The sequence below is a fragment of the Lentibacillus jeotgali genome, from assembly GCF_000224785.1.
Taxonomy (GTDB): Bacteria; Bacillota; Bacilli; order Bacillales; family Amphibacillaceae; genus Lentibacillus; species Lentibacillus jeotgali.
The window spans coordinates 1-21,704 of sequence record NZ_AGAV01000008.1 but is presented as its reverse complement, the minus strand read 5'-3'; the positions used below and the strand labels follow the sequence as shown (position 1 = coordinate 21,704).

General features: G+C 42.8%; 19 protein-coding genes. 9 read left to right on the top strand and 10 right to left on the bottom strand.

All coding sequences use genetic code 11. The annotated features are described in order from the left end of the window. Window positions 1–116 precede the first annotated feature (116 nt). The 4 genes from ON01_RS07465 to ON01_RS07455 form a co-directional block, all read right to left on the bottom strand. The gene (locus tag ON01_RS07465) at window positions 117–386 is read right to left on the bottom strand and encodes a UPF0223 family protein (protein ID WP_010530403.1); all 270 of its coding nucleotides are present in this window, start codon (window positions 384–386) and stop codon (window positions 117–119) included. An 18-nt stretch (window positions 387–404) separates the two neighbouring features. Then, the gene (locus ON01_RS07460) at window positions 405–1,361 is read right to left on the bottom strand and encodes an NAD(P)H-dependent flavin oxidoreductase (protein ID WP_010530402.1); all 957 of its coding nucleotides are present in this window, start codon (window positions 1,359–1,361) and stop codon (window positions 405–407) included. 203 nt (window positions 1,362–1,564) lie between these two features. After that, window positions 1,565–1,669, bottom strand: coding sequence for a GapA-binding peptide SR1P (locus ON01_RS18895; protein WP_083838369.1), 105 nt, complete (start codon window positions 1,667–1,669; stop codon window positions 1,565–1,567). 181 nt (window positions 1,670–1,850) lie between these two features. Beyond that, window positions 1,851–2,732, bottom strand: coding sequence for a polysaccharide deacetylase family protein (locus ON01_RS07455; protein WP_010530401.1), 882 nt, complete (start codon window positions 2,730–2,732; stop codon window positions 1,851–1,853). A 630-nt stretch (window positions 2,733–3,362) separates the two neighbouring features. On the opposite strand from ON01_RS07455, the gene ON01_RS07450 reads away from it, so the two are divergent. After that, window positions 3,363–4,985 carry a BCCT family transporter gene (locus ON01_RS07450; RefSeq protein WP_245544991.1) on the top strand — a complete coding sequence of 541 codons (1,623 nt, stop codon included), beginning with the start codon at window positions 3,363–3,365 and terminating at the stop codon, window positions 4,983–4,985. Window positions 4,986–5,141: 156 nt separating this feature from the next. On the opposite strand, the gene lpdA is transcribed toward ON01_RS07450, so the two are convergent. The 5 genes from lpdA to ON01_RS07425 form a co-directional block, all read right to left on the bottom strand. Next, window positions 5,142–6,548 carry a dihydrolipoyl dehydrogenase gene (gene lpdA, locus ON01_RS07445; protein ID WP_010530399.1) on the bottom strand — a complete coding sequence of 469 codons (1,407 nt, stop codon included), beginning with the start codon at window positions 6,546–6,548 and terminating at the stop codon, window positions 5,142–5,144. Window positions 6,549–6,551: 3 nt separating this feature from the next. Continuing rightward, window positions 6,552–7,856, bottom strand: coding sequence for a dihydrolipoamide acetyltransferase family protein (locus ON01_RS07440; RefSeq protein ID WP_010530398.1), 1,305 nt, complete (start codon window positions 7,854–7,856; stop codon window positions 6,552–6,554). A gap of 22 nt (window positions 7,857–7,878) precedes the next feature. Further along, the gene (locus ON01_RS07435; protein ID WP_010530397.1) at window positions 7,879–8,856 is read right to left on the bottom strand and encodes an alpha-ketoacid dehydrogenase subunit beta; all 978 of its coding nucleotides are present in this window, start codon (window positions 8,854–8,856) and stop codon (window positions 7,879–7,881) included. A 3-nt stretch (window positions 8,857–8,859) separates the two neighbouring features. Continuing rightward, on the bottom strand, window positions 8,860–9,942 hold the full coding sequence (pdhA, locus tag ON01_RS07430) for a pyruvate dehydrogenase (acetyl-transferring) E1 component subunit alpha (protein WP_010530396.1): 1,083 nt from the start codon (window positions 9,940–9,942) through the stop codon (window positions 8,860–8,862). Window positions 9,943–10,459: 517 nt separating this feature from the next. After that, window positions 10,460–11,185, bottom strand: coding sequence for a YkyA family protein (locus tag ON01_RS07425; protein ID WP_010530395.1), 726 nt, complete (start codon window positions 11,183–11,185; stop codon window positions 10,460–10,462). A gap of 193 nt (window positions 11,186–11,378) precedes the next feature. Between ON01_RS07425 and def the strand changes: the two genes are divergently transcribed. The 4 genes from def to rnjA all read left to right on the top strand — a co-directional run bounded on the left by def (window position 11,379) and on the right by rnjA (window position 14,353). After that, a complete protein-coding gene (gene def, locus ON01_RS07420) occupies window positions 11,379–11,930 on the top strand; it encodes a peptide deformylase (RefSeq protein WP_010530394.1) in 552 nt (183 codons plus the stop codon). A gap of 373 nt (window positions 11,931–12,303) precedes the next feature. Continuing rightward, a complete protein-coding gene (locus ON01_RS20050; protein ID WP_280990980.1) occupies window positions 12,304–12,438 on the top strand; it encodes a hypothetical protein in 135 nt (44 codons plus the stop codon). A gap of 33 nt (window positions 12,439–12,471) precedes the next feature. Beyond that, the gene (locus tag ON01_RS07415; protein ID WP_010530393.1) at window positions 12,472–12,681 is read left to right on the top strand and encodes a DNA-dependent RNA polymerase subunit epsilon; all 210 of its coding nucleotides are present in this window, start codon (window positions 12,472–12,474) and stop codon (window positions 12,679–12,681) included. 4 nt (window positions 12,682–12,685) lie between these two features. Further along, entirely contained in the window at window positions 12,686–14,353 is a 1,668-nt protein-coding gene (gene rnjA / locus ON01_RS07410; RefSeq protein WP_010530392.1) for a ribonuclease J1, read from the top strand. 113 nt (window positions 14,354–14,466) lie between these two features. Here the strand turns inward: rnjA and ON01_RS07405 are convergent, their stop codons facing one another. After that, on the bottom strand, window positions 14,467–15,135 hold the full coding sequence (locus ON01_RS07405; RefSeq protein ID WP_010530391.1) for a potassium channel family protein: 669 nt from the start codon (window positions 15,133–15,135) through the stop codon (window positions 14,467–14,469). Window positions 15,136–15,374: 239 nt separating this feature from the next. Between ON01_RS07405 and ON01_RS07400 the strand changes: the two genes are divergently transcribed. The 4 genes from ON01_RS07400 to cydC all read left to right on the top strand — a co-directional run bounded on the left by ON01_RS07400 (window position 15,375) and on the right by cydC (window position 21,551). Next, a complete protein-coding gene (locus ON01_RS07400; RefSeq protein WP_010530390.1) occupies window positions 15,375–16,727 on the top strand; it encodes a cytochrome ubiquinol oxidase subunit I in 1,353 nt (450 codons plus the stop codon). Next, window positions 16,724–17,737 carry a cytochrome d ubiquinol oxidase subunit II gene (locus tag ON01_RS07395; protein WP_010530389.1) on the top strand — a complete coding sequence of 338 codons (1,014 nt, stop codon included), beginning with the start codon at window positions 16,724–16,726 and terminating at the stop codon, window positions 17,735–17,737. The genes ON01_RS07400 and ON01_RS07395 overlap by 4 nt, the downstream gene beginning before the upstream one ends. A gap of 368 nt (window positions 17,738–18,105) precedes the next feature. Then, window positions 18,106–19,839 carry a thiol reductant ABC exporter subunit CydD gene (cydD, locus tag ON01_RS07390; protein WP_010530388.1) on the top strand — a complete coding sequence of 578 codons (1,734 nt, stop codon included), beginning with the start codon at window positions 18,106–18,108 and terminating at the stop codon, window positions 19,837–19,839. Next, a complete protein-coding gene (cydC, locus tag ON01_RS07385; protein ID WP_010530387.1) occupies window positions 19,836–21,551 on the top strand; it encodes a thiol reductant ABC exporter subunit CydC in 1,716 nt (571 codons plus the stop codon). Before cydD ends, cydC begins: the two co-directional genes overlap by 4 nt. Window positions 21,552–21,704: the final 153 nt, after the last annotated feature.

Below are 21,704 nucleotides of genomic sequence, written 5' to 3'. Positions count from 1 at the left end.
ACCCCATTTTAAATAAAAAGGAAAATCCGAACTGATTCGATAACGATCTGAAGAAATTTGAATCATCATTCGGATTTTTCTTTACCTTAAATTCCTTTTGTCCCGACCTCTTTTTCTTAGCTCATTTTAATTGTCTGCTGATCACTGTTCCGGGCCTTCTTGACAACCGGAAAGCTGGCATATCCGGAAGCTTGCTCAAATTCTCTGAAATAAGTCTTTTCCTCACTTTTTGCCGGAACAACCTGTTTGAACTTACGGTATGCTGCCAGAAAATCGTTTCGTTTCACCTGTTTTTCGTAAGCTTGTTCCACTAACGAAAAAAAATTAACGACGTCTATGACTTCCTGTTTCGACCATGTATCATCCAATGGATAATGGTAGCTCATGGTTGTTATTCACCTCATTCAAGACCATTTTCTGCGTATATCCGCGGCTTCATCCACCATCGAATCAATCAGCTCTTTTACGTTCGGAATGGTCCGGATCCTTGCAGCGCCCTGACCTGCCCAGCCGAATCCCGATGACTCTTCCCCATTATAAATATACTGCTTGTTTGCTTCACCGCTGATATGTGTTTTCAGTGACTCATAATCGCCATATTGCTTTTCAAGTTCCAATATTTCATCTGTCCATGGATTTTTTAATGCACGGGCAGGTGTCCCGAGTGAACGCTTGATTACAACCGTTGCATTCTCATCTGCATCAAGCAATGCCTGTTTATATTTCTCATGTGCGTCAACACATTCTTTGGTGGCAATAAACCTTGTGCCCATTTCAATCCCTTCTGCTCCAAGTGCAAGCACCGCCATCATACCGCGCCCATCCACGATGCCGCCTGAGGCAATAACTGGAATGGATACTGAATCAGCAACCTGCGGCGTCAGCACGAATGTTCCGACATCACCACGACCAAGATGACCACCACCTTCTTGTCCGACAACCATGACTGCATCTGCCCCGAGTTCTTCGGCTTTTTCAGCTTGTCTCCGTGCTGCTGTCAGCACAAGTTTTTTGATGGGATAATCTTTTACCAGATCTAGTACGCCTTTCGGATTTCCGCCTGTTACAGATATAACCGGTACTTCCTCATCAATTGCCACTTGTACCATATGCTCATATGATCTGCCGTGCTGACCGATGGCAAAATTCACACCAAACGGCTTGTCTGTCATCGTCTTCACTTTTCGAATTTCAGCACGTAACGCTTCCGGGCTGCCAAGACTCATAGCCGTAATCTGCCCAAGACCTCCGGCGTTGGAAACAGCAGCTGCCAGATCTGCATAAGCAAGATAAGCAAGCCCCCCCTGAACAATCGGATAATCAATATGTAACAGTTTTGTTATCTCAGTCTCCCACTTCATGCGTGAATCCCCCTTGCCTTTTCTTTTATCATATCAATTATAATAAATAATGGCTAATATAACCGATGAATGATTGAAAAAATTGGCTTATCGCCAAGCTATAATGGTGATAAACCTAAGTTGAACTTATTCAGTAAGAAAGCTTTTAACTGCCAAAAGAAAAAAGCTGTAAGAGTACCTACAGCTTGTAACTGAAAACGAATTCATTTTTGTTCGCATGTTTGACAAGTTCCATAAAATGTCGTCACTTTTTCATCATTGAAATGCCCGATAACATCCTGACAATCCTGACATACAATAGTACCCACTTGTCACATCCCCTTTTCGTACATTTGGTTATGATATTTACATTATAGTATGACATAATAGGTGCGTCAATTATAAATTAGTATATCATATTAAAAAAATTAAGTTTCCGTGCATATGAAACAAGGTTCGGATAAAGGTGTTCATGAAAAAAATCCGAACTGTATCGTTGAAAATTTTACTTTAATCGATGGTCTGAATCGAATCGGGATCTACTATTTCATATCCTTTGTCACGGAGTCCGGCTACAATATCTTCTAACGCTTTCGCAGTCCATTCGCGGTCATGCATTAGCAGATTGGCACCCGGTTTCAGTAAGCTGTAAGGAACATCAACTTCCGGGCCTTTACCCGTAACCATAGCTTTGGTAAGCTTTTCGGCATCCATATATGGTTCAAAATAATCATAGCCGTATGTCCAATTCATCGTAACCATCTCTTCTTCTTTGGCAAGCTGCTTCGTGAAGTCAGTATTGGCACCGTTTGGCGCCCTGAAGAATTGAGGCCGCTTTCCAATGATATCTTCAATCTTATCATTGAGACCGACAATTTCCTCTTCTTGCTCCTTGGTTGACGCGTCAGGCAAGTATACGTGATTATATGTATGATTACCAATTTCAAATCCCATATCATGAATTTGCCGCAGTGTTTCCTTATCCTCAGAGGTCTCCAAAAAATGGCCATTAACGAAAAATATTGCGCCTGCGTTCAAATTTTTTAACGTTTTTGCCATATTCAAAGCATGGCCATCAGGTACATCATCGATTGTCAGTAATACTACTTTTTCATTGCCTTCCTTATTGATTGGTACTACTGAAGAATTTTCATCGATTTTATATTCCGGTTCTATTACCTCTTCCTGGGCCGTTCCATTCTGGTTTGGCTGCTTCCTTTCTTTGTTGCCATCTTCAGACTCATTCTTATTGGCATTGGAGGTATCTTCTGCTGGTTCTTCTGTTCTTTCCTTGTCCGTAACCTCCCCGGCTTTTCCTTTATCTGTTGTTTCCTCTGCACAAGCAGTCATAAGAAGAGCTGTGGCAAATAAAACCCAAATTATGTTCTTCAATGGCTTGTCCTCCTTATACTCCCTACGGCTGCTTTCATTATATAGCAAGGAAGACCAGATTGACTATGTCTTTTTGTTTATATAATTATTATCTGGGTATAAGTTAACAGTGTGCCATTAGCCTTTAAATACAGGAGAAACCACTGACTTTTGGGTTTATTTCAGGGCTTGTAGAAGCTTTAGTCATTTTTATCATAGGGGCAAGGCGCTCCCGGGTGCTGCAAACATTTGGAGGTGGCGGTTATTATTTACCAACTGGGACAAACTAAGCGTATCTTATATCGAAAATTGTTGAAACGTAAGAAATATACAGGAACTAGGATTGCCGTGAAATTTTTGACAAATAGTGCAGGCAAAACAATAAAAAGTACTGCAGGTAGATTATTTTACCTAAGGCCATCGTAAATGTTATAAGAAATAAGGGTGAAATAAAGTTGCGATGCCAACGTAGAATGAATAAAGAGGAGGTGCACATTGGAGTCTGATCTCAAACAAATCAGTGAGAGGTACTTATAGATGCAGCAGACTTAAGTTTGGGGTTTCCCAAAGACATAATGTCGAAAAAAATTGACATGTTGTCTCTTCATGTTATACTATAAGAGTTTTGACAAAATAGTGTAGGGAGGTTTTATTATTAAATCCAAAACGATTACATCTGTTTTTTGGGTATCTATTCCGTTAATATCTGTATTTATTATTTGGGGAGCTTTTTTCCCTGATAATGTGGGTTATGTATTAGGCATAGTCGACAGTTTTATTTCGAAAACATTTGGCTGGTTTTATTTGATGGTTATGACAGGATTTGTTGTACTTGCATTATATTTGATCTTCGGGCCTTATGGAAGAATCAAGCTTGGAAAGCCTGATGATAAACCAGAGTACAGTTACTTTACCTGGTTTGCATTTTTGTTCACCGCCGGTATGGGGGTTGGTCTCGTATTCTATGGTGTGACTGAACCTGTAACACATTATTATTCCCCTCCTTCTGCTGATCCTGAAACGATAGCAGCTGCGGAAGAGTCCATGCAGTACACCTTATTCCACTGGGGATTCCATCCATGGGCTACATATGCGGTGCTTGCATTGGCACTTGCTTATTTTAAATTCCGCCACCGGGCTCCTGCTTTGATCAGTTCCGCTTTTGCACCGCTGATAGGTGATCGGTCTAAAGGCGCCTTGGGGGTTGCTATTGATACACTGGCCGTTTTTGCTACTGTATTTGGTATTGCAACATCGCTTGGACTTGGTGCTACACAGATTACAGCAGGTTTGAACTATACCTTTGAAGGCATTCCAAATAACCTGATAACCAATTTGATCGTTATTTTCGTTATCACCATATTATTTATGCTTTCTGCTTCTACAGGGATTAACCGAGGTATCCGCTACCTGAGCTGGACAAATATTGTTCTTGCCGTCGCATTGATGCTCTTTGTATTCATTCTCGGTAACTCTGTACGGATGGTCGAGTCATTTACAACAACGATGGGTAATTATATGCAAAACCTTCCCAACATGACGCTGGGGATGAATACCTTTACCGGTGACAGAGAGTTCCTTAATTCATGGACACTCTTCTACTGGGCTTGGTGGATCGGCTGGTCGCCATTTGTCGGAACCTTTATTGCCCGGGTTTCCAGAGGAAGGACGATTCGTGAATTTGTCATCGGGGTAACTTTAATTCCGGTAATATTCAGTGCCTTCTGGTTTTCCGTTTTCGGTATTGCCGGATTGGAAATGGATCAAGCTCAAGGCGGCATTATCCATCAATTAATGAACGAGGCGGGCAATGAAGTAGCGTTATTTGCATTTCTTGAATCACAGCCTATGGCAGCTGTCGTTATGGGTATCGCAGTGCTCTTGATTGCATCTTTCTTCGTTACTTCAGCCGATTCCGGTACATTTGTGCTTGGCATGCTGACAACAGGAGGCAGGTTAAACCCAGGCACTGGCGTAAAGATTATCTGGGGGATTGTCCTTGCCGGAACCGCTGCGGTGCTATTATGGTCCGGCGGGTTGACAGCAATCCAAATGGCCATGCTAATTGCAGCATTCCCGTTTGCGATTTTAATGATTTTTATGTGCATTTCACTCCTCAAAGCGCTGAAAAGCGAACATGACATTTTGCGAATTGAAAGGAAACAGCGCGAACATGATCCGCAGTTCCGTGAAAATCAGCGGAAAGAACTTAGGAGACGACGCGAAGGATTTAAGAAAACACTGCCTGATGCTGATGATGAAAAAGAATTATAATCACAAAGCTGTCCAGAATGAGACAACCATTCTGGACAGCTTTTTCATGAATTCATATCCAATGAATCCAGGTATCATAATAAGCCACGTCCATAATAACTGGACGTGGCTTATTAGTCTGGTCTTCTTTTAACCTGCGTTATAGTTTTTGTTTTTTTACATCGTATGGATAGGTGTGCCCAATGCTACGTCGGCCGCTTCCATGACTGTTTCACCTAAGCTTGGGTGCGCATGAACAGTCAGTGCAATGTCTTCGGCAGTCATGCCTGCTTCAACAGCAAGACCGACTTCAGCAATGACATCACTTGCGTTTGGCCCGGCTACTTGTGCGCCGATTACCAAACCATCTTCTTTTCTGGTGATGAGTTTTATAAAGCCATCTGTATTATTCAGTGACAATGCACGGCCGTTTGCTCCAAATGGGAATTTGGATGCCTTCACTTCATAACCGGCATCTTTGGCCTCCTGCTCAGTATAGCCGACACTGGCAAGCTCAGGGTCAGAGAAGACAACAGAAGGCATGGCGAGATAATCAATTTCTGATTTTTCACCGTTGATTGCTTCTGCGGCTACTTTTCCTTCATAAGACGCCTTATGTGCAAGCGGCAACCCTTCAACAATGTCGCCGATGGCATAAATGTTATCGACACTTGTACGGCATTGCTTATCAATTTTAATAAGTCCCTTATCGTCTAATTCGATGCCAACTTGCTCAAGTCCGATTTCTTCTGTGTTTGGACGGCGTCCGACCGTTACAAGAACATAATCTGCTTCAATCGTTTCTTCACTGCCGTCAACTTCATAGGTCACTTTCACACCGTCATCTGATTCTTCGGCACCTTTAGCCATTGCATTTGTAACAACATTGACATTTTTGTTCTTCAGACCTTTTTTAACCGGCTGTTTAAGCTGTTTCTCAAACGTACCGAGAATTTCTTTTGTCCCTTCAAGAATCGTTACCTCGGTTCCAAAATTGGCATAGGCAGTACCGAGTTCAATTCCGATATAGCCGCCGCCGACAACGACCATTTTTTCAGGAATCTCCTGAAGATTCAATGCGCCGGTGGAGTCCAATACACGGTCTGAGAATTTGAAATTTGGAATTTCGATTGGTGTCGAACCAGTACCAATGATACAGTTGTTAAATGTATATGACTGTGAATTTTTTTCGTCCATTACTCTGACGGTATTTTTATCGACAAAGTAGACTTCACCTTTCACAATATCCACTTTGTTACCTTTGAGCAGACTTTCAACACCGGACGTCAGTTTATTGACGACTTGTCCTTTCCATTCCTGAACTTTGGAAAAATCAACCGAAACATTTTCAGTTGTAATCCCGAGTTCTTCGTTGCCATGAGCGGATTGTGCTTTGTGTCCGGCTTCTATCAGTGCTTTTGAAGGGATACAGCCGACATTCAGACAAACACCGCCCAAATCACCCTTCTCTACAATTGTAACTTTCTGACCGGTTTGAGCAGCACGGATGGCAGCTACATAGCCGCCAGGTCCTGCTCCAACAACCAGTGTGTCTGTTTCAATTGGAAAATCTCCTACTACCATAATCTACGCCTCCATCATAATTAGTTGTGGATCGTTCAACAACCGCTTGATCTGATTGAGCGCCAACTGTCCAGTTGCACCGTCTACAATACGATGATCAAAGCTTAGAGATACTGCCAATACTGGCGCTGCAACAATCTCACCGTCCCGGACAATCGGTTTTTCCTGAATACGTCCGATTCCCAGAATGGCTGCTTCAGGGTAGTTAAGAACCGGTGTGAACCATTGTCCGCCAGCTGACCCAATATTTGTAATCGTATTGGAAGCACCTTTCATCTCCTCAGGTGATAGTTTACCACTGCGCGCTTTTTCTGCCAATTCATTGACTTCCTGTGAGATGGTGAAAATCGATTTACGGTCTGCGTCTTTCACAACTGGAACCAGTAAGCCTCTGTCCGTATCTGCAGCAATACCAATGTTGTAATAATGCTTATGAATGATCTCATCTGTCTCATCATCCACGGCAGCATTTAAGATCGGATATTTTTTCGATGCGGAAATCAGTGCTTTTGCGACATAAGGCAGATAAGTCAATTTAATATCCTGCTCAGCGGCAACTTCTTTAAATTTCTTCCTGTGCGCCACAAGCTCAGTAACATCAACCTCGTCCATCAGGGTGACATGTGGTGCTTTCGTTTTGGAATTAACCATTGCTTTGGCAATTGATTTGCGGATGCCGCTCATCTTCTCGCGTGATTCAGGATAATCGCCTTTTGGTGTCTGCTCCGCTGCCGGCTCTTGTGTCTCTTCATCTGCTTCAACCGGCTGTTCAGCTTCCTGATCACCGCTCAAGTAACTGTCAACATCGTCTTTTAAGATTCGGCCGTTCTTGCCGGAACCCTGTACATCCTGAATATTCACATCGTTTTCACGAGCATATTTGCGCACTGACGGCATGGCAATGACACGTTTATCATCAGAAGATGTTTGATCGCTATTCCCCGATTCTTGTTCATCGCTTTCCTCTTCACCTTCATCGGTCTCAGTTTCTTTATCCGAATCTGATGATCCTTCAGTTTTTTCGGTTTCCTGTTCGGTTTCATCCTCTTCCTCGTCATCGGATTCATAACCTTCCGCATCAAACGAGATAAGTGTGTTGCCTACAACAGCAACTTCGCCTTCATCTACATGGACTTTTGTTACAGTACCTTCAACCGGAGACGGGATTTCAACAACAGATTTATCATTCTGTACCTCACAAATCACGTCGTCTTCCTGAACCTCATCGCCTTCTTTAACGAACCACTTGGCGATTTCGCCTTCATGTATTCCCTCACCGATATCAGGCAGTTTAAAGTTATATGCCATAATTACGACCTCCAATCATTCATTAAAAATTAATGACTTCATTTACCTTATCTACTACGTCTTTATGCGTTGGCAGCCATACTTCTTCTGCCTGGGAAAATGGATAAACGGTATCGGGTGCCGTTACGCGCAGAATCGGTGCTTCCAAGTGAAGGATAGCACGTTCCTGAATTTCAGAAATCACATGTGCAGCGACACCAGCCTGGCGCTGCGCCTCCTGCAAGACAACCACACGATTAGTCTTTTTCACCGACTCAACAATTGTTTCCATATCAACCGGCGATACCGTGCGCAAGTCAACCACTTCCGCCTCAATGTTATCTTTCTCCAGCTCATCTGCAGCTTTTAACGCGGTATGGACCATCGCACCATAGCCAATGATTGTAACGTCCTTCCCATCGCGTTTTATATCCGCTTTATCAAGATCCACCGTGTAGTCTTCATCCGGTACATCACCCCGGAAAGAACGGTAAAGTTTCATATGTTCCATAAAGAATACCGGATCGTTGTTGCGGATCGATGAAATCAGCAAACCTTTGGCATCATATGGAGTCGAAGGTATAACAACTCTGATGCCCGGCTGCTGTGCAATGAGACCTTCCAAAGAGTCCGCATGCAGTTCCGGCGTATGCACACCGCCGCCAAAAGGCGTCCGAATGGTAATCGGGGCGGACTTACTGCTGCCGGACCGATAGCGCATCCGTGCTATCTGACCGTTAATAGCGTCCATTGCTTCATACGTAAAGCCGATGAATTGTATTTCCGGCACCGGACGGAAACCCTGCACTGCAAGCCCAAGTGCCAGCCCGCCGATCCCTGATTCAGCTAGCGGCGTGTCAAATACACGATCTTCCCCGAATTCATCCTGTAATCCTTCTGTAGCACGGAATACGCCACCATTTTGGCCGACATCTTCACCGAACACAAGCACATTTTCATCATTTTTTAATTCATGATGCATTGCATCAGTGATAGCCTGAATCATTGTTTTTTGTGCCATGATTTACTTCGACTCCTTTTCTTTGTATTCTTCCATTTGCTCCTGCAGATTGTTTGGAAGTTCGTCGTGCATGATATCAATCAAGTCAGTAACGTTTTGTTTAGGATAATCATCAGCTTGTTTAATAGCTTTTTTAATATCATCTTTGGCGTCTTCAATTATTTTATTTTCTTCATCTTCCGACCACAGATCTTTTCCTTCAAGATACTTACGGAAACGGACAATCGGGTCTTTTTTCTCCCATTCATTTGTCATATCTTCCGTACGATAGCGCGTCGGATCGTCCCCGGCCATGGTATGCGGGCCATAACGGTACGTCATGGTTTCAATCAGCGTTGGACCATTGCCGTCCACAGCAAGTTTGCGCGCCTTTTTAGTAGCGGCATAAACGGCTAAAACATCCATACCGTCGACGAGATAGCTTGGAACACCTGCAGCTATACCTTTTTGCGCCAATGTCTCAGCATTTGTCTGCATTTCAACCGGAACAGAAATGGCAAATTGATTATTTTGCACAAAGAAGATTGCTGGTGCGCTGTAAACACCGGCGAAATTTAATCCTTCATAGAAATCACCCTGTGAAGTTCCGCCGTCACCGGTGTATGTAACAGCAACTGCTTTTTTGCCACGCTTTTTAAGCCCTAGTGCAACACCAGCTGCCTGTGTAATTTGTGCCCCGATAATTATTTGTGGGCTCAGGCCATTTACACCTTCCGGGAATTGATTGCCATGAAAGTGTCCCCGGGAAAACAGGAACGCCTGATACAATGGAAGACCATGCCAAATCAGCTGTGGGACATCCCGATATGCTGGCAGGAGAAAATCATCTTCCTCCAAAGCAAAATGACTTCCCAATTGAGAAGCTTCCTGTCCTGCTGTGGGTGCATAAAATCCCAAACGCCCCTGACGGTTTAGTGCGATTGAACGCTGGTCAAGCACTCTTGTATAAATCATTCGGCGCATCAGTTCCTTCAAATCATCGTCTGAAAGATCAGGCACCCAGTCCTTATTCACTATTTCACCATTTTCATCAAGAACCTGGAACATTTCGAACTGACTTTCAATATTTTCAAGTATGTCTTTCAAAATGGTCACCTCTTCCTTTCTGATTAACTGTTTATATTCTTATCCAGTCTTCCCGAAATATGAGAAAATCTGCACCTATTTGCTCTAAAACGTATTCCCTTTCCTTAAGAAGAATAATCCAAGCAAGACAAAGGCAATTAAACTGTTACATTTCAAAAGCAAAAATTAATGGTACAATTTTTAATTCAGTTTAAAGTTTAGCCCACCTATGTCCATTTGGTCAATCGTTTTGTTCAGTTTTTTTATTTTTTCCCAAGGATGATAGCGGTTACACCCGTTTTTAGCTTACCTAGAAGATCTTCTGTTATAATGATGTGACTAAACTGTACCAGTACAACTTTGGTTCACCAAAAGGCTGTCACATCATATTTTTCATAATGTTGGCTATTTCAATTCTTAAAGGTCATTAGAAAACTTGGCTTATCGCTAAGCATTAAGGGCGAAAGCCTAGTTGCACTTATGCAGTAAGAAAGAATTTATATACTTTCTTAACTGCTAAAAAAAGGAACCAGGTGACTTATTCACCTGATCCCTCGTCCGATTCGGCTGATTTGTCTTTATTGTTTTTCTTCTCCTGTGATTCGTTGTCTTCGTATTCCACCTCAATTCCGGCGACTTTATAAAATTCCTTTTTTAAAGCGTTGTACTCGGTTGTCAGTTCATTGAACGATTTATTTGCATCAATGACATTCTGATAACTGTCATTCAGCTTTGTAATATGTTCTGACAACGTTTCCTGCTTCAGATCTTCCTTCTTCAGCATTGTATATAATTCCTCTTCCAAATTGAGCGAATTGACATACGCTTCATGAAGTTTACCATATGCATCATAACGGTCCATCATGACATTGTACATGTCATCAGCGTTTTTGCGGGCAGCCCCTTCTTCCAAGTCTCCAACCAAATCTTCAATATTTGCAAATTCTTCTTTAGATGAATCAATACTTTCTTTTTCCGAATCTATTTTTTCCTTTCGCTTTTGAATATTATCAAGTGCTTTGTCGGACAGTTCTTTAATTTTATCGAAATCTTCCATACTCAAATCAATAATCTGGCTGTATATTTTCTGTTCTTCCTGTTCGAGTTCAACAATTGGATCTTGCTGTTCTTCAAACGATTGTTCAAGTTCAACAGCTTTTTCCAAATGATTATAAATTTTTTCAGAGGGCGCTGTACCACTACAGGCGGATAGAACAATCATAAGAATTAATAAACTGACAAATAAAGACTTTTTCGATACCACTTTTATTGCCTCCCCCGGTTCTGCTGCGAAATTTCTATAATAGTATAACATATCAGTTCTTACATCGAATTACTTTTGAAAATTTTTACCTGTCCGACAGCAAATTTATAATACTCACAAACATAATATGTTAAAATGCGGTTACACCGCATATAACGGCCAATGAGGAAAGATTAAGCAAGGAGTGTCAACAATGATAACTATGGAGGATATCGTCCGAGAGGGACATCCATCATTACGCGAAAAAACCGAGGAAGTATCCATTCCTCCCTCTGATGAAGATATACAGCTATTAAATGAGATGCTGACATTTGTCAAAAACAGTCAGGATGAAAAACTGGCAGAAGAATATAAATTGAGACCCGGTGTTGGATTAGCTGCACCGCAGCTGGGCATCAATAAACGCATGTGCGCTGTGCACTTTGAGGATTCAAAAGGGAAACTCTACAGTTACGGGTTGATTAATCCTAAAATCGTCAGTCATTCGGTCGAACAGGCATATCTCTCGGTCGGGGAAGGCTGTCTTTCGGTCGATCGGGAAGTGGAAGGCTATGTCCCACGAAACGCCCGGGTCACTGTTAAAGCTATCGGACTGGATGGCAACGAATTGAAATTACGTTTGCGGGATTATGCCGCCATCGTTGTGCAGCACGAAATCGATCATCTAAACGGCGTCATGTTCTATGATCATATCAATACTGAGAACCCATTTGCCATTCCGCAAAATTCAAAATCAGTCGGGTAGTGGAAATGATGCAGGAATCTATAATCTTAGGTTCCTGCATAATTTTATTTTATAAGCCTACAATAAGTGTTAACAGCTTACGTTGAAGGTATCTGTAACATCAAAAGGCACATCTTTTTTGAAACAAATACAGTGTTTTTATTTCAAAATAACGCCAACCGTATTATACTATAGTTAAGAGGGATTGGATCGGCGAACGTTTTTATTGCTTTTCTTTAACAACTGAAAGGAGATGCTTATCTCATGTTGAAGCGCCTGAGAGAAAAGCTGAAAAAACGCTTGAAAGATTTTCTGGGCAGAGGACGTGTACCTACAACCTTTAAAAAGGACTACCCTGAGTAAACCAATCATGCAGGAAAGACGAGAGGCAATTATGTTGCAAAAAGCCTACAGACCTACTGTAAAAAGGGACGGCGGAGCCCATCTTTGGGCTGCCCTGTCATCAGCTATTTTGAAATCATTAATGTTATACCAGATTGAACAGGAATACGGAACGAAACATATGTAACCAAAAAGAATCGAATTGTTAGGAGAGATAATAATGGTTTTTAAAGTTTTATATCAGGAACTCCCTGATGAAATACCTGTACGTGAACGAACAAAAAGCCTTTATGTAGAAGGTGACTCCGAAAGAGATGTAAGAAATAAACTTTCCGGCCGCAACTATAATATTGAATATATCCAGATGCTGGATGATGCACATTTAGCTTATGAGAAGAAATCCGAGCATTTTAAACTGGAGACCGTCTGACAGAATGAAATTTGTTAAAAATGATCAGACAGCGGTTTTTGCGTTAGGCGGACTTGGTGAAATCGGGAAAAACACGTATGGAATCCAGTTCCAGGATGAAATCGTCCTTGTCGATGCCGGAATTAAATTTCCGGAAGACGAATTACTTGGAATCGATTACGTCATCCCGGATTACACCTACCTGACTCAAAACCAGGACAAAATAAAAGGATTATTTATAACGCACGGGCATGAGGATCATATCGGAGGGATTCCCTATCTGCTGCGCGAAATAAATGTGCCTATATATGCCGGAAAACTTGCACTTGGTTTAATCCGAAACAAATTAGAGGAACATGGCCTCTTGCGGAATGCGAAACTGAACACGATTCAAGAAGATGATATTATAAAATTCCGTAAGACGTCGGTTTCCTTTTTCAGAACAACACACAGTATTCCTGATTCATATGGTATCGTCGTTAAAACACCACCGGGAAATATCGTTCATACCGGTGATTTCAAGTTTGATTTCACTCCTGTAGGCGACCCTGCAAACTTAACCAAAATGGCTGAGATCGGCAAAGAAGGCGTGCTTTGCCTGCTATCAGACAGTACAAACAGCGAAGTGCCAGGGTTTACAATGTCCGAACGGGTAGTCGGAGAAAACATCCATGACATTTTCAGCAAAGTTGAAGGACGATTGATTTTTGCAACGTTTGCCTCGAATATCTACCGTCTGCAGCAGGTAGTTGAAGCAGCCATCAAACATGATCGTAAAATTGCTGTATTTGGCCGCAGTATGGAATCGTCCATCCGTATCGGTCAGGAGCTTGGATATATCCAGGCACCTAAAGATACCTTCATTGAAGCGAACCAGATCAGCCGTCTTCCTGCTCATAAAGTAACAATTCTTTGTACAGGGTCTCAGGGTGAACCGATGGCAGCTTTGTCACGAATCGCAAATGGTACCCACCGTCAAATACAGATTATCCCTGGTGATAAGGTCGTATTCTCATCATCACCAATCCCTGGAAATACGGTGAGCGTCAGCCGGACGATTAATAAATTGTATCGCGCCGGGGCAGATGTCATCCATGGCCCGTTAAGTGATATTCACACATCGGGGCATGGCAGTCAGGATGAACAAAAATTAATGCTCAGACTTATGAAACCGAAATATTTCATGCCGATCCACGGTGAATACCGTATGCTGAAAGAGCATCTTAAACTTGGTGAAGCGTGCGGAATAGACCCGACAAATTCGTTTATAATGGATAACGGGGATGTTCTTGCGCTGGGCAATGATAATGCAATGATTGCAGGAAAAATCCCATCAGGTTCTATCTACGTTGATGGAAAAGGTATTGGCGACATAGGCAATATTGTGCTTCGTGACCGCCGTATTCTATCCGAAGAAGGGCTTGTCATGGTTGTCGTCACCATTAACATGAAAGAGTTCAAGGTTGCATCCGGACCCGATATCATTTCCCGTGGATTTGTATACATGCGCGAATCAGAGGACCTGATCAATGAGGCTCAGAAACTTGTTGCAAAACATCTGGATAAAGTGATGGAACGCAGAACCAGTCAATGGTCAGAAATTAAGAATGAAATAACCGATACAATTGCACCATTCCTCTTTGAAAAAACAAAACGCAGACCAATGATTCTGCCAATCATCATGGAAGTATGATGTTTGGAAGTATGATGTAAAGACTGGCTGTTAATACTATTATAATAAAAAGGCGGCATGAAAAACATTAATGTTTTCATGCCGTCTTTTTAGTTTCAAACTGACTGCAGATGTTACTGCCGGTCTATGACAAGGTGTTTTTCAAATCTGGATATATCCTTATCTGCTCCAATCACGATAAGGATATCTTCTTGTCTGATCATTTCATCAGCTGCCGGTGATACATTAATTGTATTGTCACGTTTGATGGCAACAACGTTACACCCGTATTCCGCTCGGATGTCCAGATCAGTTAACGTTTCACCGCCCATCTTTTCACCGGCTTTCACTTCGACGATACTATGATCATCTGATAGCTCGAGATAATCAAGAATATTGTTAGAGATAATGTTATGTGCAATCCGCTTGCCCATATCCCGTTCAGGATGGACAACCTGATTAGCACCGATTCGATTCAAAATTTTTTCGTGGTAATCATTTTGTGCTTTTACGGTTATTCTTTTTATTCCAAGGTCAGTTAAAACCACAGTTGTTAAAATACTTGCCTGTATATTATCACCAATTGCGACAATCACATGATCAATGTTTTTGATGCCTAATTCCTTTAACGTCGCTTCATCTGTAGAGTTAGCGACAACTGCATGTGAGGCAATATTTTTAAATTCATTAATTTTATCCTCATCCGAATCGATGGCCAATACCTGCATACCTTCCTGACCGAGTTCTTTGCAAATACTGCCGCCGAAACGGCCTAAACCAATTACTGCATAGTCTCGTTTCATACCAGTTCCCCCATACTGCAATATATTTGTTCATAGTCTACCACACAATAAGAAATCCGGCATCTTTCGGCTAATGTTAACTGTTTTGCTACAAAGTTTTCAAGTGGTTGTCACAGATAAAAGTATATCGTTCCATTACTATGATTTATACTGGAGGTGCAGGGAAGGCTAGACGTAAAAAGTTCTATGAAAATGATTAATTATTATATACAACGGATTCCAGTTAGGGAGGATCAGCAATGTTGGAATTAGATACCGTCCTGATGAGCAGACTGCTCACCGCCATGACACTCGGTTTTCATATTATTTTCGCTACCCTTGGTGTAGGTGTCCCGCTGATGATTTCAGCTGCCGAATTTATCGGAATTAAAAAGAAAGACCCGCATTATCGTCTTCTGGCGAGGCGCTGGACCCGCGGATTTGTTATAACTGTGGCTGTTGGTGTCGTGACCGGGACTGCCATTGGATTGCAGTTGTCGCTGGTATGGCCGAATTTCATGCAAGTGGCAGGAAACGTGATCAGCTTGCCGCTGTTTATGGAAGTCTTTGCCTTTTTCTTTGAAGCAATCTTCCTGGGGATCTACTTATACACATGGGATCGATTTAAAAATGGGTATATTCATTGGCTGTTTTCCCTTCCGATTATCATTGGCGGCGGCTTTTCTGCTGTATTTATAACAACTGTCAATGCGTTTATGAACACGCCGGATGGCTTTGCCGTGGAAAATGGAACGTTTGCAGCCGTCAACCCACTTGCAGCCATGCTGAATCCGGCAACCCCAACAAAAGTCTTCCATGTTTTGAGCTCTGCTTATCTGACATGTGCGGCTATCCTCGCGGCCATTACGGCATTCATGATTCTGAAAAAGCGGGCAACCGACTACTACAGGAAAGCGTTGAAGCTAACGCTGACATTGACGTTTATCTTTGCCGTTATAACGGCAATAGCAGGTGATTCATCCGCTAAGTTCCTGGCGTCACACCAACCGGAAAAGCTTGCAGCAGCAGAATGGCACTTTGAAACAGAAGAAGGTGCCGATCTAATCCTGTTTGGGTGGCTTAATGATGCACACGAAGCAATCGGTGAAATTCGCATACCCAATTTCTTAAGCTTTCTGGCGCATGGCGATTTCAATGCCGAGGTGACGGGACTTGAAGAAGTTCCCAAGAAGATGTGGCCGCCGCTTTGGGTGCATTACATGTTTGATTTGATGGTAACCATTGGTTTCTTACTGCCTGGTGTTGCCTTGCTGTACTTCATGTTAAGTAAAATGAAAAAACGCAATGAACATAATAAAGGCATGCTATCACTTATTGTACTGAGCGGTCCGCTGGCGATGCTTGCGGTTGAATTCGGCTGGATTTACGCCGAAGAAGGCCGGCAGCCATGGATTATACGGGGCTATATGACGGTTGAAGAAGCTGCAACCTCCTCCCCTTATATCGGTCTGATGTTTATCCTTTTCCTCGCCTTATACATTGTATTGGGTACATTGTGTGTCATTACATTGCGTAAGGTATTTCGGGACAATCCGGCTGAGGAAGAATTGGAAAAGCAGTATCCATCGGTTGAAAAGGGGGATAAATCATGAGCTATGAGATCATTGGCATTTCTGTTTTATGGATTTTCCTCTATGGTTATCTGATTGTAGCGTCAATTGATTTCGGAGCCGGATTCTTCGCGTTTTATGCAAAAATCACGAAACAGGATCATGTGGTTAATAAGCTGATAGCACGTTACCTGTCACCTGTATGGGAAGTGACGAACGTCTTTTTCGTTTTCTTCTTTGTCGGTATTGTCGGATTCTTCCCCGAATCGGCTTATTACTATGGGACGGCATTATTGGTGCCGGGCAGCATTGCCATCATTTTGCTGGCAATACGCGGTTCGTTCTATGCATTTGAAAATTACGGATCCAAACAAAGTACGGTTTATATGTTTTTGTATGGCGCCACCGGCCTTTTAATTCCGGCCTCTTTATCGGTTGCTTTAACATTATCTGAAGGCGGATTTATTGTGGAAGAAAATGGTGTTGTATCACTGCGGTATCTGGAATTGTTCACAAGCCCGCTATCATGGAGCATTGTTGCGTTAGCAATTGTGTCCGTATTATTTATCAGTGCGACATTCTTGGCGTTTTACGCGGCACGTGCCCAAGATAACCCGGCATTAAGACTGGTCCGTAATTTTGCATTATTTTGGAGCACACCGTCAATTATCGCCGCTCTGACAACATTTATCTTTTTGAGTCAGCACAATGAAAGACACTATGAAAACATGCTGGATTTGTGGTGGATGTTCGGTCTGTCAGTCGGATTTTTCATGATCGCCGCTTGGCTGCTTTACCGGGGCAAATATTACGGAATCGCATTTATTAGTGTCATGCTGCAATATTTTTTCGCCTTTTTTGGCTATGGCATCGGTCACTATCCGTATATACTTGATCCCTTTATTTCCATTCATGAAAGTGCCACACATGAATCAATGGGAATAGCACTTGTTATTGCGTTTATAGGCGGCCTGCTGCTTCTAATTCCTTCATTGATTTTATTAATGAGATTGTTTTTATTTAACGCTGACTATGTCAAAGGTAAAAAATAATAACTGATAGTGCGAGTTCAAAAAGGAGGATAAAGTGAAACTTCATTCAGCGGGATGATTTTCTCCGCTGAATGTTAGTTGAACAAAATCGGGCATTTAAGGTCAGTTAGCCGCCGTTGTTTGGCGGGTTACTGACCGTTAGATGCGGGGAAAAAAGGACCGAGAAGTTCGAGGTGGCGCAGTTTCGAGCACAAGAAAAGCTTCCCTGAATTTACATCGCACGCGAGCATTAGTGCCTTTCTTTTCCAAGGAGCAAAATGTATGCTTTTATATACATGAGCCGCGGAGAAACAAGCCAGTGTCATTTTTACCGGACTTTTTGAACAACCTCTTATAGACAGATGCCATTCCTGGAGGACTGAGGAGCTATGGACAGCTTAAGAAATATAGCAATCAGATATAAACAGCAAATGCTTGCGCTGTTTATTCTGTCTGTCATAACAGCCGTAACCGTGATCCTACAAGCATATTTTCTAGTGACGATTGTCGACCGAATATTTTTAAAGCAGCAAGGTTTTTCCGGCATCATATGGATGCTCCTGGGATTATTCATCATCCTTTTGCTTAGAACTGCCGCAACATATGCAAACGGCCAAATCGGTATCAGAATGGCGGCAAACGTCAAAAGAACGTACCGAAAAGCATTGCTGCATAAGTTTGCAAAAGCACCGGTCAAACAGTCACTAGAAGGTCAATCAGGCGGCAAGGTTAGTGTCGTGCTGGATGCTGTCGATGAAATGGACAGCTATTTCAGTGACTATATCCCACAGCTGATCAAAACATCAATCATTCCGATAGTTATTCTAATGACTGTTTTCACACAGCACGTCAATACGGGGCTGATTATGATCATGACAGCCCCATTTATTCCCATTTTCATGGTAATCATCGGCATGCAGACAAAAAACAAATCGGAAGAACAGCAGAAAAAACTGTCAGCATTCTCTGGCAGTTTCCTTGATAAGTTGCAGGGGCTTACCACCCTTAAATTATTTGGACGTGCAAAAGAGCAGCAGGAGGACATCCGGAAAAGCAGTCTGAGTTTTCGGGATGCGACAATGGAAATACTAAAAATCGCTTTTATGTCCTCATTTATGCTGGAACTGATCTCAATGCTTAGTATCGGAATTGTGGCGCTTGAACTTGCTATCCAACTCATTATTTATGAACAGATTTCATTTTTTACGGCTTTCTTCCTGCTTGTGCTTGCACCCGAATTCTACTCCATGCTTAAGGACCTGGGCAGTGCATTTCACAGCGGCCGGGGGAGCATGGGTGCAGCCAGAAAAGTAACAGAGGAATTGAATCGTTCAGAGCAGCAAGTTCAATGGGGAAGCAGGCGTTTGCCTGTTGAAATAATGCCTGCTGCAATCCGACTCGATCATGTCAGCTTTAACTATGGTGAGGGCCAATTTTCATTATACGACATCACTTCAGACATCCCACGATGCGGACAGATTGCCATTGCCGGCCGCAGCGGATCCGGAAAAACGACTTTGCTGCATCTGATTGCAGGCCTCCTCCCTCCTTCAGATGGAAAGGTTATCGTGGGTGAAAAACCACTATCACATTATATTGAAAGTGATTGGTTTGACCACCTGAGTTATATTTCACAGCAGCCTTATATTTTTTCAGGGACAATCGCAGAAAACATTGCTATTGGCGGTGACGCCAATGCCAGCCGCTTTCAAATTGCACATGCTGCTGAACAGGCTGGCCTATCCGGCATGATCCAAACTTTGGACAAAGGATACGATACTCCGGTCGGTGAAGCAGGACGCGGACTTTCAGGCGGTGAAATGCAGCGGCTGGCACTGGCCCGGGCATTTCTAAAACAGCCTGCTGTCATACTATTTGACGAACCGACGACAGGACTAGACCTTGAAACCGAGCGCGTCCTGCAATCATCTATGAAACAATTGGAACAAAACGCAACAGTCATTACAGTGGCTCATCGTCTGCATACAATCAAAAATGCTGATAAGATTTTCTTTCTGGAAAATGGCAGACTGATAGCAGAAGGAACCCACAACGAACTGATCAAGACAACCCCTGAATATCAAAAAATGGTATCTGTACAGCGGGGAGTGAAGACTGAATGAAAGATTTAGCCGAAATTATGAAGTTAACGATGACAGAGAAAAAGGACATTCTTTATTCGATAATATTTGGATTTTTAGCGGGGATAACTGCAGTCGGCCTTTTCGCAGCAAGCGGCTTTCTTATTTCAAAATCCGCTTTGACCCCTCCCTTCTATACACTGATCATTCTAACTTCAGCTGTTAAATTGCTCGGGATTACCAAAGCATTTGCCCGGTATGCGGAACGCTATTTTTCTCATCGGGCGACATTTACGATTTTAAGTAATTTACGTGAGGTGTTTTTTAGTAAACTCGAGCCATTAGCTCCCGGGATTTTTCAAAGGTATAGAAGTGGTGATCTCCTATCCCGGATTGTCGGTGACATTGAAACACTGCAAAATTTCTTCCTTCGGGTCTTCTATCCCCCGATTGTGTTAGTGCTTGTATTTATAAGTACAATCCTGTTTACAATGTTCTTTTCCATTTATGTGGCACTAGTCCTCGTTGCAGGGCTGTTGTTGACCGTATTTATCGTACCGGCATATTTTGCATTAAGACAGCTGAAAATCGACTATAATGTACGGGAAAAAAGAGGCGATTTATCAACTGAGGTGACCGAGTTTCTGTATGGGTTCCGTGACCTTAAAATATATCAGAAGGTTTATGGGAAAGAGCAATCATTAACACAATCATCTGATGCATACATCAAACAGCAGGAATACGAGAATAGCAATAAGCTGTTTAGTCAGTCTGTCAATTCATTTGTGTCACTGATTATTTCCTGGCTTGTGCTTTGTTTGGGTGCATATCTGGTAATTGAAGGCCACCTTGAAGGTATTTTGCTGGCAATGCTTGTTATGATTTCACTGACAGTTTTTGAGGATGCTGCGCCAATGGCTGCCTTTCCAATCTATTACCAGGACAGTAAACGGGCGGCAAATCGCCTGTTCGAAACAGTAGAAAAGAAAAACGGCGGAGACAATACAGATGACAAGCAGCTACTAAATCCGAACCAAAGTCTTATGATAGATATCGAAGCCGTTTCGTTTTCATTTCCCAATGAATCGCGCCAGACGCTGAGAGACGTTGGTCTCAGGCTGCCTGCCGGGTCGAAATCCGCAATTGTCGGGCCGAGCGGTTCCGGTAAATCAACACTTCTGAACCTGCTGTTAAAAATGAATACTCATGACAAAGGCGACATTCGAATGAATGGCCAGACCGTTCGCCACATAAATCAGGAATCCATATGGGAAAACACCAATGTCGTCCTGCAGGAAAATCATTTTTTCTATGGCACCATCAGGGATAATCTGCGTCTTGCCGGCGATACCATAACCGATTCTGAGATGGTCGAAGCTCTGGCGAAAGTGGAGCTTTCCGATATATCGCTGGATAATGAGGTTTATGAAAAAGGCGGAAATCTCTCCGGCGGTGAAAAGCAGCGCCTGGCAATAGCGCGGGCTTTGCTTAAAGATGCAACTCTCTGGCTGCTGGATGAACCGACATCATCTGTGGATGCGCTGACCGAAGAGTTCATCTATGATCACCTCTTTAGACAGGCAAAAAATGATACACTCGTGCTTGTGAGTCACCGCCTGACGAACCTGGATATGATGGACCAAGTTATCGTCATGGATCACGGGTCTATCATTGAATCCGGTACCTTTGAAGAACTAATGGCCCAAAAAGGCTATCTGTATGAGATGAAACAGATAGAGAAGAACTTGCTGTGAATCAGACCTGCTTTCTAAAAAAGGATGTTGTATTTGACACAAAATCCATAAACTGCGACGTAAAGGTTGAGTGGAATAACGTCGCTTCGGAAATACACTTCGCGCACCTTAGGGCGGCTGGTGAGCCTCCACGTGCTGACGCACTGCGGGGTC